The sequence below is a fragment of the Sinomonas sp. genome (assembly GCF_051955515.1).
Classification (GTDB): Bacteria; Actinomycetota; Actinomycetes; order Actinomycetales; family Micrococcaceae; genus Sinomonas.
On the sequence record NZ_JBQCGQ010000213.1, the window covers coordinates 1 to 14,201 of the forward strand.

A 14,201-nucleotide genomic window follows, 5' to 3' on the forward strand; every position below is an offset into this window, starting at 1 on the left:
CGCGCCGCCTCTGCGGCGGAGCGGGCGGCGATGATGGAGGCCTTCGTGCACTCCACGGGCTACGAGCGCGACTTCTTCGACGCGCCGTCGAAGTACGCCTGAGACGAGGTTGTCTCAGAGGTGGGCTAGACTTGTACCGCGTGCTTCCGGCAAGGCTCATTTGCGGCCGGATGGAGGAGTGACGTAGTCTAGATCCTCGGTGCTGACGCCTACCACTGGGTTTTGCTCCCAGGGAATCCCTTCGCGGGCTCACGGCAAGAAGCACAGTCGAGTGTTGTCGTCACCGCTGCGAGGAGCAGCGGCGTCGAGAGCGCCGCGCGCAAGAGCTTTCAGTAATAACGTCGAGAGAAGTGAGTTCCCAGTGGTGTACGCGATTGTCCGTGCAGGCGGCCGCCAGGAGAAGGTTTCCGTCGGAGACTTCGTGACCCTCAACCGCGTGGCCGGCGGTGCCGGCAGCACCATTGAGCTGCCTGCCCTCCTGCTGGTCGACGGTGAGAAGGTCACGTCGGATTCCGCCGAGCTGGCCAAGGTCAAGGTCACGGCTGAGGTCCTTGAGGACCTCCGTGGCCCGAAGATCGTCATCCAGAAGTACAAGAACAAGACGGGCTACAAGAAGCGCCAGGGTCACCGTCAGGACCTGACGAAGGTCAAGATCACCGGCATCACCGCCTGATCTCGGCTCCCGGTACTTCCCCAACCCCACAGATTCCAAGGTAGGCACAGCTCATGGCACACAAGAAGGGCGCAAGCTCCACCCGCAACGGCCGCGACTCGAACGCTCAGCGCCTCGGCGTCAAGCGCTTCGGCGGCCAGACCGTCAACGCCGGCGAGATCCTCGTCCGCCAGCGCGGCACGCACTTCCACCCGGGCAACGGCGTGGGCCGTGGCAAGGACGACACGCTGTTCGCCCTTGAGGCTGGCGCCGTGCAGTTCGGCACGCGTCGCGGCCGCCGCGTGGTGGACATCGTCGCCGCCCAGTAGTTGGGGCGGCTCGATGGGCCGCGCGCTTTTTGTTTTTTTCCGGGTGGTGCGGCCCACCGGCCCCCCTCCACTTGTTTTTTAGAATCGGGGGTGACCCCGGCGTAAGGAGAATGGCGTGGCGAGCTTCGTTGACCGCGTGGTGCTGCACGTTTCTGGAGGCCACGGTGGCCACGGCTGCGTGTCTGTCAAGCGCGAGAAGTTCAAGCCTCTCGGAGGTCCGGATGGTGGGAACGGAGGCAACGGGGGAGACGTGATCCTCCGGGTCTCGTCGCAGACCACCACCCTCCTCGACTATCACCACTCTCCGCATCGGACCGCTCAGAACGGTGGACCTGGCATGGGCGACTGGCGCGCGGGGCACCGTGGCGAGACGCTTATCCTGCCGGTGCCGGACGGCACGGTCGTGAAGTCCCGCGACGGTGAGGTCCTCGCGGACCTCGTCGGCGAGGGTGCGGAATTCGTTGCTGCCGCGGGTGGACAGGGCGGACTGGGCAACGCCGCGCTGGCGACAGCCAAGCGCAAGGCGCCTGGCTTCGCCCTCCTCGGCATTGAGGGCGAGGAGCGGGACATCCTCCTCGAGCTCAAGTCGATCGCGGACGTGGCGCTCGTCGGGTTCCCGTCGGCCGGGAAGTCGAGCCTCATCGCAGCCATGTCTGCCGCGCGTCCGAAGATCGCCGATTATCCGTTCACCACGCTCGTCCCGAATCTCGGGGTGGTCCAGGCCGGCGACGTCCGCTTCACGATCGCCGACGTCCCCGGGCTGATCGAGGGTGCGAGCGAGGGTCGCGGCCTCGGCCACGACTTCCTACGGCACGTCGAGCGCTGCGCCGCGATCGTGCACGTCCTCGACTGCGGAACTCTGGAGTCCGACCGCAATCCGCTCGACGATCTGGACGTGATCGAGCGCGAGCTTGCGAAGTACAGCGTGGACATGAGCTTCGCCGGACCTGATGGCGAAGTCGTTCCGCTCAACGAACGCCCGAGGCTCGTCGCCCTGAACAAGGTGGACCTGCCGGACGGCAAGGCGATGGCGGACATGGTCCGGCCGGAGCTCGAGGGCCGCGGGTACCGCGTCTTCGAAGTCTCGGCGACGAGCCACGAGGGGCTCCGGTCCCTCGGCTTCGCCATGGCCGAGATCGTCCAGAAGGCCCGCGCCGAGGTCAAGACGGCGCCGCCCAAGGTGGCCCCCGCCGTCCTCCGCCCTCGTGCGGTCAACGAGAAGGGGTTCACGATCCGGCGCGAGGAGCGCAACCTGGAGCCGCTTTTCCGGATCATCGGCGAGAAGCCCGAGCGCTGGGTCAAGCAGACCGACTTCACGAACGACGAGGCTGTGGGCTACCTCAGCGACCGGCTCAACCGGCTGGGAGTCGAGGACGAGCTGTTCAAGATCGGAGCGAACGCCGGCGATACGGTGGTGATCGGCGAGGACGACGCCGTCGTCTTCGACTGGGAGCCCACGATGTCTGCGGGCGCTGAGCTGCTCGCCGGGCCTCGTGGCACTGACCTCCGGCTCTCGGACTGGTCGCGACCGACGCGTGCGCAGAAGCGCGAGGATTACGAGGACCGCAAGGCCGCGCGGGCTGCGGCCCGCGACGAACTCGAGGCGGAGCGGCGCGCAGGGATTTGGACCGAATCGAGCCGCCGCAAGGAGTGGGCGCCGGACCTCACATCCGAGGAGGAAGCGGAGGGTGATGACGATTACGAGTCCGAGCGCTGATCTGGGCGCGCGCGGGCGCGAGTGGCTGCCCGAGGCGCGCCGGATCGTCGTCAAGGTTGGGTCGTCGTCGCTCACGACCATCCGCGGCGGCATCTCCGAACAGTCCCTCGCGGCGCTCGTCAACACCTTGGCCGAGCGGGCGAACGCCGGAACTGAGATCGTCCTGGTGTCGTCGGGCGCGATCGCTGCTGGCTTGGCACCCCTTGGTCTGGCCAAGCGCCCGCGCGACCTCGCGACCCAGCAGGCGGCGGCGAGCGTGGGTCAGGGGTTGCTCATGGCCCGCTACACCCAGGCCTTCGGCGCGCACGGCGTGACCGTGAGCCAAGTCCTCCTCACGGCCGATGACCTTGTCCGCCGGACGCAGTACAAGAACGCGCACCGGGCCCTCGAGAAGCTCCTCCACCTCGGCGTGGTGCCGGTGGTGAACGAGAACGACACCGTGGCGACCCATGAGATCCGCTTCGGCGACAACGATCGGCTGGCGGCGCTCGTCGCCCACCTCGTGCACGCGGATGCGCTCGTGCTGCTCTCCGACGTCGACTCCGTCTACACGGGGCCGCCCTCGGCGGGCGGCGTGCGGATTCCTCAGGTCCGGGGCACCGACGACCTCGACGGCGTAGTGATCGGCAGCACGGGGGCCGCCGGGGTCGGCACGGGCGGCATGGCCACGAAGGTCGAGGCCGCGAGTATCGCCGCCAGCTCGGGGATTCCTGCGCTGGTGACGTCGACGGCGGCTGCGCACCACGCGCTGGCAGGCGAGGACGTCGGGACCTGGTTCAGCGTGAGCGGGCGCCGAAAGCCGGTGCGGCTCCTCTGGCTGGCTCACCTTGCGGCGACGCGCGGGACTCTGACGCTCGACGACGGCGCTGTGCGGGCCGTGGCGCAGCGTCACCGATCGCTTCTCCCGGCAGGCATCACCGCGGTGACCGGCGATTTCGAAGCCGGCGACCCGGTGGAGATCGCAGATCAGGCCGGCAAGGTGGTGGCCCGGGGACTTGTGAATTTCTCGGCCGACGAGCTGCCGGGCATGCTCGGGCGCTCCACCAAGGAGCTCGGCCGCGAGTTGGGCCCTGAGTACGAGCGTGTGGTCGTTCACACCGACGACCTCGTGATCGTTTAGCTCGGTAGACTTGACTGCATGACTGACACCGTCGCCCACCACGAGACTGTCCCCGTCGCCGCTGAGGAAGCCGCCACCGCGGCTGCCGCCCAGCCGGTCGACGTCGAGGCCGCCGTGCTCTCGATCGGCGACCGTGCCCGCGTGGCCTCGCGCGCCGTCGGCCGTGCCAACCGGGCGTGGAAGGACCGCGCCCTCCTCGCCATCGGTGCGGCGCTCAAGGAGAACGAGGCACGGATCCTCGCCGCCAATGAGAAGGATCTCGAGGCTGGCCGGGAGAATGGGACGTCGAAGGCACTGCTCGACCGCCTCGCGCTGACGCCCGCGCGCATCGACGGGCTCGTCTCTGCGCTCGAGAACCTCGCCGGGCTTCCGGATCCGGTGGGGAATGTGGTGCGGGGTCAGACCCTGCCCAACGGGCTGCGGATGCGGCAGGTGAATGTCCCGATGGGCGTGGTCGCGGCGATCTACGAGGCCCGGCCCAACGTGACGGTGGACATTGCCGGTCTTGCTCTCAAGAGCGGCAATGCGGTGATCCTCCGGGGCGGAAGCGCCGCGGCTCACACGAATCGCGAGCTGGTGGCGATCCTGCGCGACACGCTCGAGGCGACCGGGCTTCCGGCCGATGCTGTGCAGACGATCGACGAGTACGGGCGTGCAGGAGCGGACGTGCTCATGAGGGCCCGCGGGCGGGTTGACGTGCTCATCCCGCGTGGTGGGCGCGAGCTCATCCAGAACGTGGTCCTCAATTCGACGGTCCCCGTGATCGAGACCGGCGAGGGCAACGTCCATATCTTTGTCGACGAATCGGCCAGCGAGGACATGGCGGTCGAGATCCTGCTCAACGCCAAGACCCAGCGCCCCAGCGTCTGCAACACCGTTGAGACCCTGCTCGTGCACTCGAAGAGCACTGTGCTCCCCGCCGTTGCTCGTGCGCTGGCCGAACGTGGCGTCCGGCTCCACGTGGATGGTCGGGCCTTCGAGGCGCTGCCTGTGGGGATTGAGTCGGCTCCGGCCACGGACTATGACTGGGCCACCGAGTACATGGACCTCGATCTCGCGGTGGCAACCGTGGATTCTCTGGACGAGGCACTCGACCACATCCGTCGCTGGAGCACCGGGCACACCGAGGCGATCATCACCAATGACCTGCGGAACGCGGAGCGCTTCATCGCCGAGATCGATTCCGCGGCGGTGATCGTCAACGCCTCGACCCGCTTTACCGATGGGGGCGAACTCGGTCTGGGCGCGGAGGTCGGCATCTCGACGCAGAAGCTCCACGCCAGGGGGCCGATGGGACTCACCGAGCTCACCACGACCAAGTGGATTGTGCAGGGCGAGGGACAGGTGCGGGGCTGACGGCTTCGCCGCCACCGGCCGGGGTAGGATGAACGGAAGACCGGTCACGGCTGTGACCACACGAATCCGCGAGGTTTGAAGGGGTAGACGATGTTGGCAACGCTTTTGACCACCGCACTCACAGTGAGTGCGCAGGCCACGGGGGAGGAAGCGCCGGCGCCAACGATCGCACCGCCGTTCGTCATCGGAATCACGCTGTTCGTCGTGTTCGTTGTCCTGCTCTTCGTGACGCTTTCCTACACGAACCTGGGCCGTCGCCACGAGGCGACCGACGAGCACGCGGATCCGCACCGCCAGCACCCGAACAAGCACGACCGCCATCAGGGCGCGCCGAGCCACTGACCCTTGACGGAACCAATGCAGGTGCCCGAAGGGCGGCGTATCCGTCTGGGCGTGATGGGCGGGACGTTCGATCCCATTCATCACGGGCACCTCGTCGCCGCAAGCGAGGTTGCGTCCAAGTTCGGGCTGGACGAGGTGGTGTTCGTTCCGACGGGTGAACCTTGGCAGAAGTCGAGCCGACGCGTGAGCCTGGCTGAGCACCGCTATCTCATGACGGTCATCGCGACGGCCTCGAATCCGCGGTTCACCGTGAGCCGGGTGGATATCGAGCGGCCCGGACCCACGTACACCATCGACACGCTGCGGGACCTCCGGGCCGAACGGCCCGAGGCGGACCTCTACTTCATCACGGGTGCCGACGCCATGGCGCAGATCGTCTCGTGGAAGGACATCGACGAGCTGTGGAGCCTCGCCCATTTCGTGGGCGTGACGCGCCCCGGGCACGAGCTTCCTGACCTCGCCCGCGCGGAAGTCAGCCTCCTCGAGGTTCCCGCGATGTCGATCTCGTCGACGGACTGCCGTGCACGCGTCGCGGCGCACGAGCCCGTGTGGTACCTCGTGCCGGACGGTGTGGTCCAGTACATCGCGAAGTACGGGCTGTACCGGAACGGTACCGAAATGCAGAGTTCCCGCATGGACGGCGTGGTCCAATTGGCCCACGTCGACTCGCCCCTGGGGAGTGCTGGCAACGCTGGCAGTGCTTCGGCGATCGGGTGATGAAGCTATGAACAACGAGCAGAAGCCGACCATGAGCCGCCGCGAGCGTCGGCTGGCCCAAGCGGCTCGCGGCGAGGGCAACGCCGTTGAGCTGACTCCTGCCCAGGCGCGAGCTGAAGCTGAGGCCCGGGCAGAGGCTGAGGCCCGGGCCGAGGCTGAAGCGAGGGCTGAGGCCGAGGCTCAGGCTGCCGTAGATCGGAGCGCTGCGTCCCGGGCGCGATCGCGCCGGGCACTGGCTACGGCTCCTGACGAGGCCAGCCGTCAAGCGGCTGACCGCGCCGAACGCACGTCCCAGGCGCGTGCCCGCGACCGGGAGGCGCACCGTCGGCTCCGTGAGTTGGCGGAGAAGGAGCAGGCGGCATCGTTCCCGAGCCGTCGCGCTCTGCGGCAGCAGGCCGAGCAGGCGGGAGATGTTCCCGCCGCCCCGCCTCCCGTGGTTTCGGCGCAGCCTGTCCAGTCCGCGTCGGCGAACGCTCCCCGCCCGCCCAGCCGGCCGCCGTCGTCCGGCGCTCCGTTCCGGGAGCCCACGCCTACGGCGCCGATCAAGATCCCGAAGAATCCCGCCGGCGAACCGGTTCTGGGTCCGGAGACGGGATCGTTCCGCGCACTGAGCCACGAGCAGATTGCCGCTGCGCGTGAGCTGCTGCGCGCGCAGGCGAAGAATCAGGCGGACATGCTCGCGGGCCAGAAGGAGGGCCCATCCGCCGTCGATCCTGAGCAGCGGAAAGAGCAGGTGGCTAAGGCAGAGCGGGAAGCGGTCCTGAGCCGTCGTGCCCAGGCCCGCCAGAGGCTCGCGGAGGAGACTCGCCGGGACGCCGAGGCGACCCGGAAGATCGGGCCAGCACCGACTGCGGCCAACAACCTCGCCATGGTGACGCCGCTTGAGTACGTCAAGGTCCCCGGGATTCCGCACCCTGTGATGAAGCCTCCGACGACGCACCATGTGCCCGTCGTCACGGATCGCACGCCGAAGCAGCGAGGGGCATCTGCCACTGGCAGGCAGGAGGCGGCACCGATTTCGGCGGTCTCGGCGCACGGGCTCGAGCCTTTGGGGCCGCAGGCGGCACGCACCGATCGGGAACGAATCGTGTTCCTGGGAATCGGCGCTTTCGGCATCGTGGCCCTCATTGTGGCCGTCCTCATTGTGCTGCTGGGCAGATAGCCCCGACAGCACCAGGAATTCTTCACACCTATCAAGGAGCAGAGTGAGCGCAGACGTAACGGCTATCGAGTCCGCGAAGGTCGCGGCGAAGGCCGCGGCGGACAAGTTGGCCGAGAATATCGTGGCAGTCGATGTGAGCGAGAGGCTCGCGATCACTGACCTCTTCCTCATCGCCTCGGCGTCGACCGAGCGGCAGGTCAATTCGATCGTCGACAACATCGAGGACGAGCTCATCAAGGTCGATCGGCGCCCAGTGCGGCGCGAGGGCCGGAGCGAGGGCCGGTGGGTCCTGCTCGATTACGGCGACATGGTCATTCACGTGATGCACGACGAGGACCGCTCCTTCTACGCGCTCGAGCGCCTGTGGAAGGACTGCCCCGTGGTGGACCTCGGGCTCGAGGAGCCTGGGGAGTCCGCGGCCTCGGCGGCTGGCTGAGCTGGCGTGGGGAGACGACGCAGGATTGTCTTCTGGCGCCATGGGCGGACTGACTGGAATGCGGCTGGCCGCTTCCAGGGGCAGACGGACATCCCCTTGAACGACGACGGCGTGCGCCAGGCAGCGCACGCCGCTCGCCTGCTTGCTGCGATGGGGCCGACCGCGATCGTCGCCTCTGATCTTGACCGCGCACAGGCGACGGCGGAAGCCCTCGCTACCGAGACCGGGCTCGCCGTGGCGACCGATCCCGGGCTGCGCGAGACGAACGCTGGCAGCTGGCAGGGCAAGACCTTCGACGAGATCCGCCTCACCGACCGCAAGCACCTCGCCCGGTGGGAGGACGGCGACGTCAGCGTTCCCGCGGGAGGCGCCGAGACGAGGCTCGACGTGGCTCGCCGGACGCGAAAGGCCGTCGAAAGTGCGCTCGGCGAGGTGGGGGAGAAGGGCACGCTTGTGGTGGTGAGCCACGGCGGTGCCATTCGTGTGGCCTTGGCCGAGCTGCTGGGTCTTCCGCACGGTCTGTGGGGCGCACTTTCTGGGCTTTCCAACTGCAATTGGTCGGTGCTGGAGGAGCGGTCTCCGGCCGACGACGGCGCCATTCGCTGGCGGTTGGGGGAGCACAATGCAGGGAGCCTGCTGGTGCCTGTTCCCATCGTTGAAGGCTGATTCGTGCGGCCCATTCGATTTGTGCCGCTCGGCTGCGCCGGGCTAAGATAGTCGAGTTGCTTCGGAGCAGGCAAGGGGATTTGAGGTCCCCGAGCGGGTGTTTCTGAAGCGCCGGCAAGGGGCTGTGGCGCAGCTGGTAGCGCACCTGCATGGCATGCAGGGGGTCAGGGGTTCGAATCCCCTCAGCTCCACGGGGGTATGGCGCAGTTGGTAGCGCGTCTGCATGGCATGCAGAAGGTCAGGGGTTCGAATCCCCTTACCTCCACTGATACAGGTGATGGGACCGTCGATGAGACGGTCCCATTGCTGTTTGACGTGAAGGTGATGTCGGGCTCACCGTTCCTCGGGGCACGAGCTGACCGCTGCTTCCGCTGAGCCGCTGGCTGCCGGGTCTGATGGCGTCTTCAGCTTCGCCACCCAGAGATCATGCGGTCAATGCAGAGAGCTGGGCGGCCTTTGGTGTTGACCTTCTCGACACGGACCGGGCGTTCCGTCCGGCCGATGCCTGCATGTAGAGGCCGTGAGTCTCGTGGAACGTGGACATCTCACCGCCAACCCAGGGATCGCCTGGCTGCCGATGATGGTCACCACGTCCTGTTGGGCGATGTCGTTGGCCGCGCGGATGGCATGCCCGAGTTGGTCACGGCGCACGGGCGGCCGCCTTGTGGATTGCGGCGACCCGCTCGTCCCGGGTGAGCGCGCCAGCGAACGGGATCATCTGCCGCAAGTCGGTGGCGCGCTCAGTGGGCGAGCGGCTCGATTTTGTCCACGGCCGCGGCCATGTCCCGGAGGAACCCCACTACGGTCTCGGACTCTTTGGGGGAGAGCGCGGCAGCGACTTCGACCATGCGCCGATGCATTTCTCCAAGCGTTTTCCGGACCTCGTGGTCGGAGCCTTGCGTCGGGCGGAGGATGAGGGCTCGCCGGTCAGTGGGGTGTGGCTCCCTGCTCACGTGGCCGGAGCGCACGAGACGGTCGACCAGGGTCGTCATGGAGGCGGAAGTGATGCCGAGCTTTGCAGCGAGGTCTTTTGGGCTGAGGTCCCGACCCTGCGCCTGGGCCTCGAGCAGGTAGCGGAGTGCGAGTAGGTCGGTCTCGCCCATGGACATTGTGGCCCGGGTGCGCCGGCGCATGGCGCCCTCGGACGCCCGGTAGTCGCGCAGGGCGTTGAGCACCTGTACCGCCCGCTCCTTGGCGGGGGTGTCTTGCGCGTACCAATAGCCGGGCCGGTCGGGCTGGGCGTTCATCGGTCCTTCCTCCCCGGAAAATCGCTAGACAGTCTAGGAACCATATCAGAAGCAGTTCCCCGAGGGAGTCGTCTGGACACGGCGCCGTCGCCCCTATATAACTAGCTTATCTAGATGCTAGATAACCTTACTACTGAAGGAGAGTGCCTTGCTGCTCGCGTCTGACGAACGTTCGTTCCAACCGGAACCAGAGCTGTCAGCCCTCCTCGGGGGCGGTTCGATCGGCCCTTGGCACTGCCAGGAGCCTATGCTCCTGGTTGCCGACCGCATGGTGGCTGATGGGGGACCGGCTACACGGGCCTTGGAATGGAGGTGCCGGTGCGGGCTGCGTGTGGACGCGGGCCTCGTCCCCGTTCCGGCCGTCAGGCTGTCGGCTCCTCTCGGAGCCAGGTCATGAGCGCGGCTCCGACGCTCGAGGAGGAAGGCGAGCATCCACCACACGGTGGACAGGTGGAACACATGGTCGAGCGCTATCTCGGCGTGGCTGATGCTGTCGCGAACAGGCACCGCTACCCGGGGCACGACCCAGAGGACCTTCGCCAAGTGGCCCGGCTGGGCCTGCTGGTGGCGATCCGCCGTTACCGGGAGGGCGCCGGGCAAGGTTTCGTTCCCTACGCGGTCCCGACGATCACCGGAATGATCAAGCGCTACGTGCGGGATCAGTCATGGGTCGTCCGCCCGCCCCGCCCCATTCAGGAGCTCCGACTGGAGGTCAACGCAGTCAGCCGGCGCCTCACCGCCGAACTCGGCCGGGAACCGGACAGGAAGGAGATCGCCGCGGCGGCGGGCCTTTCCGAGGACAAGGTCGACGAAGCGCAACTCGGAGCCGCAGCGATGGTCGGTCTGCCCATCGACCAGCCAGCCACTCAGGGGCACTCCGCCGTCACCGGACGAGTCCTGACCAGCATTGAGACTGGCTACGAGGATGTCGAGCAGAAGCAAGTCCTCGCTGCAGCGCTCACCGGCCTCACCGAGCGGGAACGGCAGCTGCTGCGACTCCGCTTCATCGAGGAGATGAGCCAGAGCGAGATCGCGGAAATCCTGGGGGTGAGCCAGATGCAGGTCTCCCGACTCCTCAGACAGCTCTTGGATCGCCTGCGCAGAAAGGTCGCCTAGCGAGTCAGAGCTTCGCGTTGAACACGTTCAGGCCAAAGCGGTTGAGCCCAGGTGTTCCGGCGTATCCGAGGTAGGGCAGGTGGAAAAGGTCCTCGATGCTCGCCAGAAGGCTGTAGTGGTTGTACGGGGTCGTCGACCACGTCCCGGCGGCCGTGAATGGCGAGAGCACGAGCGCCCCGACCCGGCCTCCGCCCAGTCCCGTGATGCCCGGCATCGGCGCATTGGGCCCGGGCCCCTCGCCGCAGCAGGCGCTGGCGTCCGATTGAGGGCCGTCGGATTCGTCGAAGGTGATCACGAGTACCCCGTCCTGCTTGAACGCAGGCGATCCCATGATCGTCGGCACCCATTGCTTGAGCCATGAGTCGGCCGAAACCAAGCCGCCGGGCTCGCCGTCGACGCACGGCGAGTCGTGCCCGTCGTGGCACAGGTTGGGCGTGATGAAGGAGACGCTCGGGGTCGTGGCCACTGAGGCGAGGTCGTTCGGGAGGGCGGCGAGGTCGACGTCGTTCGCTGCGCACGAAGGCGAGCCCGTGATGCTCGAGAAATAGACAAAGGGATTGTGCCGCGCGGCGTACTGGTCGCCGACGCGCGCCTTCTGCGTGTCGTCGGTGGCACCGAGCTGCGGGTGACGGCAGGAAGTCCCCATGTCCTCCATGTAGCCTTTCCAGCTCTTCTCCGCAGCCGTGAGCTGGTCGGCGAGAGTGGGCACGTTCGAGGGGTACACGCACCCACTGCCCACGGCTTGGCCCAGCGAGGCGGTCCCGGTCTGAGCGAAGGGACTGTAGACCTGGCAGTCGGCTTGGGTCTGCTCGTTGGGCCCCTGGCCCGAGACCTCTGCGACGTAGTTGTCGAGGGAGTTGTGGCCGATCCCGTAATAGGAGTTGAGCAGGGCGCCCTGTGCGCGGAGCGTCTGGGACAGGTAGGGCGCCTGGGAGCTGGCTCCCCAAGTCTCGTCATAGCCCTTGTTCTCAAGGTTGATGACGAATACATGCGCGCTCGGCGGCAGATACTGCGGCGTCTGGTCGGCGGCCGCGGCTTGGCCGACGCTTCCGCGCAGCAGGGCGGCCGCGACGAGAGCGACCACGGCAACAAGCGAGAGGACGACGGCGGCGGGTCGCCTGCGCACGAGGGCGGCGAGCTGGCTTCTGGTCACGAGAGGTTCCATCCTTCGGCGATTGCCTTGTCCTTGAGTGGGTGCCACTCGTCCTCCGGGTCCCCGCCGGGGAGCGGTGTGCAGGCCGGGCCAGCCACGAACGGCGGCACGGTGAACGCTGGCGCCGAGAGGTTGGGGCCGCTCGCGAAGTCGAGGACTTCGGCGAGATTCCGCGCACTTGCGTCGCGCGGGGTGAGGGCCGGAAGGCCCCACCGCCACTCGATGGCCTTGAGCACGGAGGCATGGTCGTACAGTCCGCTCGCGATGGTGCCGCGGCGAGCGTAGGGCGAAACCACCAGTGCCGGAACGCGGAAGCCGCGGAGCGCCGTCGTCGTGCTCACGTCGGGAGCAGTGCTTGGGGCGACGTGGTCGTAGAAGCCGCCCCACTCGTCGAAGTTCACGACCAGGAGGGTGCGCGGCCAAGCAGGCGACTGCGTGATCGCCGTGTAGACCTCGTTGAGGAAAAGCTCGCCCGAGCGGACATCCGCGTGCGGATGATCGTCACCGGAGGTCCCCGAGGACTCATCCGTGAACCGGGGGTCCACAAAGCTGACCGCCGGAAGCGCGCCCGCGGCGCAGTCGCTGCGGAATTGCGAGTACGGCGAGGAGATTGGAAGGTACTTGGTACCCCACAGGGCGAGGAAAGGAACGTCGGAGTAGTAGTACTTCGCGGTGAGCCCTGCGGAGGCGAGGCTGTCCCAGACGGTGGGCATCGTGGCGGTAGCCGTCGAGTTGTGGGTCCGATCGGTCTGCGCAGCGTGCTGGTAGAAGCGGTTTGGATACGTCTCGGCCATGACCGCGGCGAAGTAGTTGTCGCACACCGTCCAGGCGGGCGCGGCCTGGGCGAAGAAGGCCAGGTCGTCCGACGTGTAGTAGCCCACCGCAAAGTCGTCGTTCTCGCCGGCGCGCAGCCAGCCGTCGCACCTGCCGTTGTTGAATTCGATCCGGCCGCCTTCATAGGAGTGGTCGGGATCGGGATGGCTGCAGCCCTGATAGTCGGTGAGGTGGTGGGTTCCGTGCGGAACACCGTAACGGTCGACGTACGTCAGACCGCTCTGATTCCCATTGGCTCCCGGCAGCCACCCGAGGAAGTGGTCGAACGAGCGGTTCTCCATCATCACGACCACGATGTGGTCGATTCCGGAGGCGGCGGGGTCAGGGAGCGCAAGAGGGACGGCACTCCTGGGCTGCAGGGCGGCGCCGGGCACGACGGCGGCGCTCGCCGCGGCGAGCGTCGCTCCCGAGAGGAAATTTCGGCGGGAGATGATCACAGCACTCCAAGTTACCCGCCGGTAGCAGGCGCAACGGCCCGGTTTTCCAACTGTTCATGCCGAGTTCATTGAAGTCCGACTTCGCCCGACGGAGGGCTGCTTGAGCCCACGGCGTTGGCGCTCGCCCGCGGCGATTCCGCCCCCGCCTGCAGCCGCCGGGTGGGGTCGAGTCCGCCATCCGGGCGCGCCCCTGCTTCCAGCCGCCCCTCGTGGGCGGACGCGATGGAGCGCGCGATCGTCAGGCCGAGTCCGAATCCCTGCGGTGCGCTGGCCCTAGGAGCAAGGCGGTGGAAGGGCTCGAACAGGCCTGTCACTTCCTCGGGCGGAATACGCTCACCACTGTTCGAAATGGCAAGGACAACCCCGCCGCGCGTCGTCGAAGTGCCCATTCGAATCCACCCTCCGGCGATATTGTGCCGAATGGCATTGTCCAGAAGGTTCGCTATCAGACGCTCGAGCAGCACTGGATCTCCGAGGACGGGTGCGTGCTCGAATTCTGTTTCGAGCGCGAGCCCTGCGCGCATTATGTGCGGGCGCGCATCGTCGGCAGCATTCTCAGCGATGAGCTCGAGGTTGACCGGCTCGCGCACAACGACGCCGGCGTCCCCGCGGGCGAGGACCAGCAGGGCTTGAACGAGGGCTTCCGAACGCTCGACGCCGGCCCACACGTCCTCGGCCATGCCCACGAATTGTTCGTGGGTCGGATTGCTCTTCGCCAGCGTGACATCGATTGCGGTGCGCATCACCGCCTGCGCGACCACGGATTGCCGAACATCAAGGACCCCACCCCTCAGACCGGCTACACGCCGGACCACGGGTTCGGACTGGACTCGAGCGAGATGCCGACCGCGGGCAAGGCGGATCCTACCTATCAGAGAGCGGCAGCGGCCTGCCGCAGCCTCCTCGATGCCGAAATA

The 14,201-nt window shown here is 67.3% G+C and carries 16 protein-coding genes and 2 tRNA genes; 14 read left to right on the forward strand and 4 right to left on the reverse strand.

Translation table 11 applies throughout. The features are described from left to right. The first annotated feature begins 361 nt into the window (after positions 1–361). The 12 genes from rplU (at position 362) to ACTHL9_RS12555 (ending at position 8,762) form a co-directional block, all read left to right on the forward strand. Entirely contained in the window at positions 362–673 is a 312-nt protein-coding gene (gene rplU / locus ACTHL9_RS12500; protein ID WP_043124956.1) for a 50S ribosomal protein L21, read from the forward strand. Between the two features lie 53 nt (positions 674–726). Then, a complete protein-coding gene (gene rpmA, locus ACTHL9_RS12505) occupies positions 727–981 on the forward strand; it encodes a 50S ribosomal protein L27 (protein WP_138413372.1) in 255 nt (84 codons plus the stop codon). Between the two features lie 115 nt (positions 982–1,096). After that, positions 1,097–2,698, forward strand: coding sequence for a GTPase ObgE (gene obgE, locus ACTHL9_RS12510; protein ID WP_440519503.1), 1,602 nt, complete (start codon positions 1,097–1,099; stop codon positions 2,696–2,698). Further along, positions 2,673–3,818: a glutamate 5-kinase gene (gene proB, locus ACTHL9_RS12515; protein WP_440519505.1), complete on the forward strand. Its 1,146-nt coding sequence runs from the start codon at positions 2,673–2,675 to the stop codon at positions 3,816–3,818. The genes obgE and proB overlap by 26 nt, the downstream gene beginning before the upstream one ends. Before the next feature lie 18 nt (positions 3,819–3,836). Beyond that, on the forward strand, positions 3,837–5,174 hold the full coding sequence (locus ACTHL9_RS12520) for a glutamate-5-semialdehyde dehydrogenase (protein ID WP_440519507.1): 1,338 nt from the start codon (positions 3,837–3,839) through the stop codon (positions 5,172–5,174). Between the two features lie 90 nt (positions 5,175–5,264). Further along, on the forward strand, positions 5,265–5,516 hold the full coding sequence (locus tag ACTHL9_RS12525) for a hypothetical protein (RefSeq protein WP_440519509.1): 252 nt from the start codon (positions 5,265–5,267) through the stop codon (positions 5,514–5,516). Positions 5,517–5,531: 15 nt separating this feature from the next. Continuing rightward, positions 5,532–6,233, forward strand: a complete 702-nt coding sequence (nadD, locus tag ACTHL9_RS12530; protein WP_440519510.1) for a nicotinate-nucleotide adenylyltransferase — start codon at positions 5,532–5,534, stop codon at positions 6,231–6,233. A 7-nt stretch (positions 6,234–6,240) separates the two neighbouring features. Continuing rightward, complete coding sequence (locus ACTHL9_RS12535; protein ID WP_440519512.1) at positions 6,241–7,395, forward strand: hypothetical protein; 1,155 nt, start codon at positions 6,241–6,243, stop codon at positions 7,393–7,395. 43 nt (positions 7,396–7,438) lie between these two features. Continuing rightward, positions 7,439–7,831 (forward strand): ribosome silencing factor, encoded by a 393-nt coding sequence (gene rsfS, locus ACTHL9_RS12540; protein ID WP_138413377.1) that lies wholly within the window; start codon positions 7,439–7,441, stop codon positions 7,829–7,831. Positions 7,832–7,837: 6 nt separating this feature from the next. Beyond that, entirely contained in the window at positions 7,838–8,497 is a 660-nt protein-coding gene (locus ACTHL9_RS12545) for a histidine phosphatase family protein (RefSeq protein ID WP_440519514.1), read from the forward strand. A gap of 118 nt (positions 8,498–8,615) precedes the next feature. Beyond that, a tRNA-Ala gene (locus ACTHL9_RS12550) sits at positions 8,616–8,688 on the forward strand. A 1-nt stretch (position 8,689) separates the two neighbouring features. Then, positions 8,690–8,762: transfer RNA gene (locus ACTHL9_RS12555), tRNA-Ala, on the forward strand. 475 nt (positions 8,763–9,237) lie between these two features. Here the strand turns inward: ACTHL9_RS12555 and ACTHL9_RS12560 are convergent. Continuing rightward, positions 9,238–9,744, reverse strand: a complete 507-nt coding sequence (locus ACTHL9_RS12560; protein ID WP_440519515.1) for a MarR family winged helix-turn-helix transcriptional regulator — start codon at positions 9,742–9,744, stop codon at positions 9,238–9,240. A gap of 393 nt (positions 9,745–10,137) precedes the next feature. On the opposite strand from ACTHL9_RS12560, the gene ACTHL9_RS12565 reads away from it, so the two are divergent. Next, positions 10,138–10,860 (forward strand): sigma-70 family RNA polymerase sigma factor, encoded by a 723-nt coding sequence (locus ACTHL9_RS12565; RefSeq protein ID WP_440519517.1) that lies wholly within the window; start codon positions 10,138–10,140, stop codon positions 10,858–10,860. 4 nt (positions 10,861–10,864) lie between these two features. Here the strand turns inward: ACTHL9_RS12565 and ACTHL9_RS12570 are convergent, their stop codons facing one another. The 3 genes from ACTHL9_RS12570 to ACTHL9_RS12580 form a co-directional block, all read right to left on the reverse strand. Next, positions 10,865–12,013, reverse strand: a complete 1,149-nt coding sequence (locus tag ACTHL9_RS12570; protein WP_440519519.1) for an alkaline phosphatase family protein — start codon at positions 12,011–12,013, stop codon at positions 10,865–10,867. Then, the gene (locus ACTHL9_RS12575) at positions 12,010–13,284 is read right to left on the reverse strand and encodes an alkaline phosphatase family protein (protein ID WP_440519521.1); all 1,275 of its coding nucleotides are present in this window, start codon (positions 13,282–13,284) and stop codon (positions 12,010–12,012) included. Before ACTHL9_RS12575 ends, ACTHL9_RS12570 begins: the two co-directional genes overlap by 4 nt. Before the next feature lie 65 nt (positions 13,285–13,349). Beyond that, complete coding sequence (locus ACTHL9_RS12580; RefSeq protein WP_440519523.1) at positions 13,350–13,808, reverse strand: sensor histidine kinase; 459 nt, start codon at positions 13,806–13,808, stop codon at positions 13,350–13,352. Here ACTHL9_RS12580 and ACTHL9_RS12585 point away from each other — a divergent pair. Then, a partial coding sequence (locus ACTHL9_RS12585; protein WP_440519525.1) for a hypothetical protein occupies positions 13,698–14,201 on the forward strand: 504 nt, incomplete at its 3' end. The genes ACTHL9_RS12580 and ACTHL9_RS12585 overlap by 111 nt on opposite strands.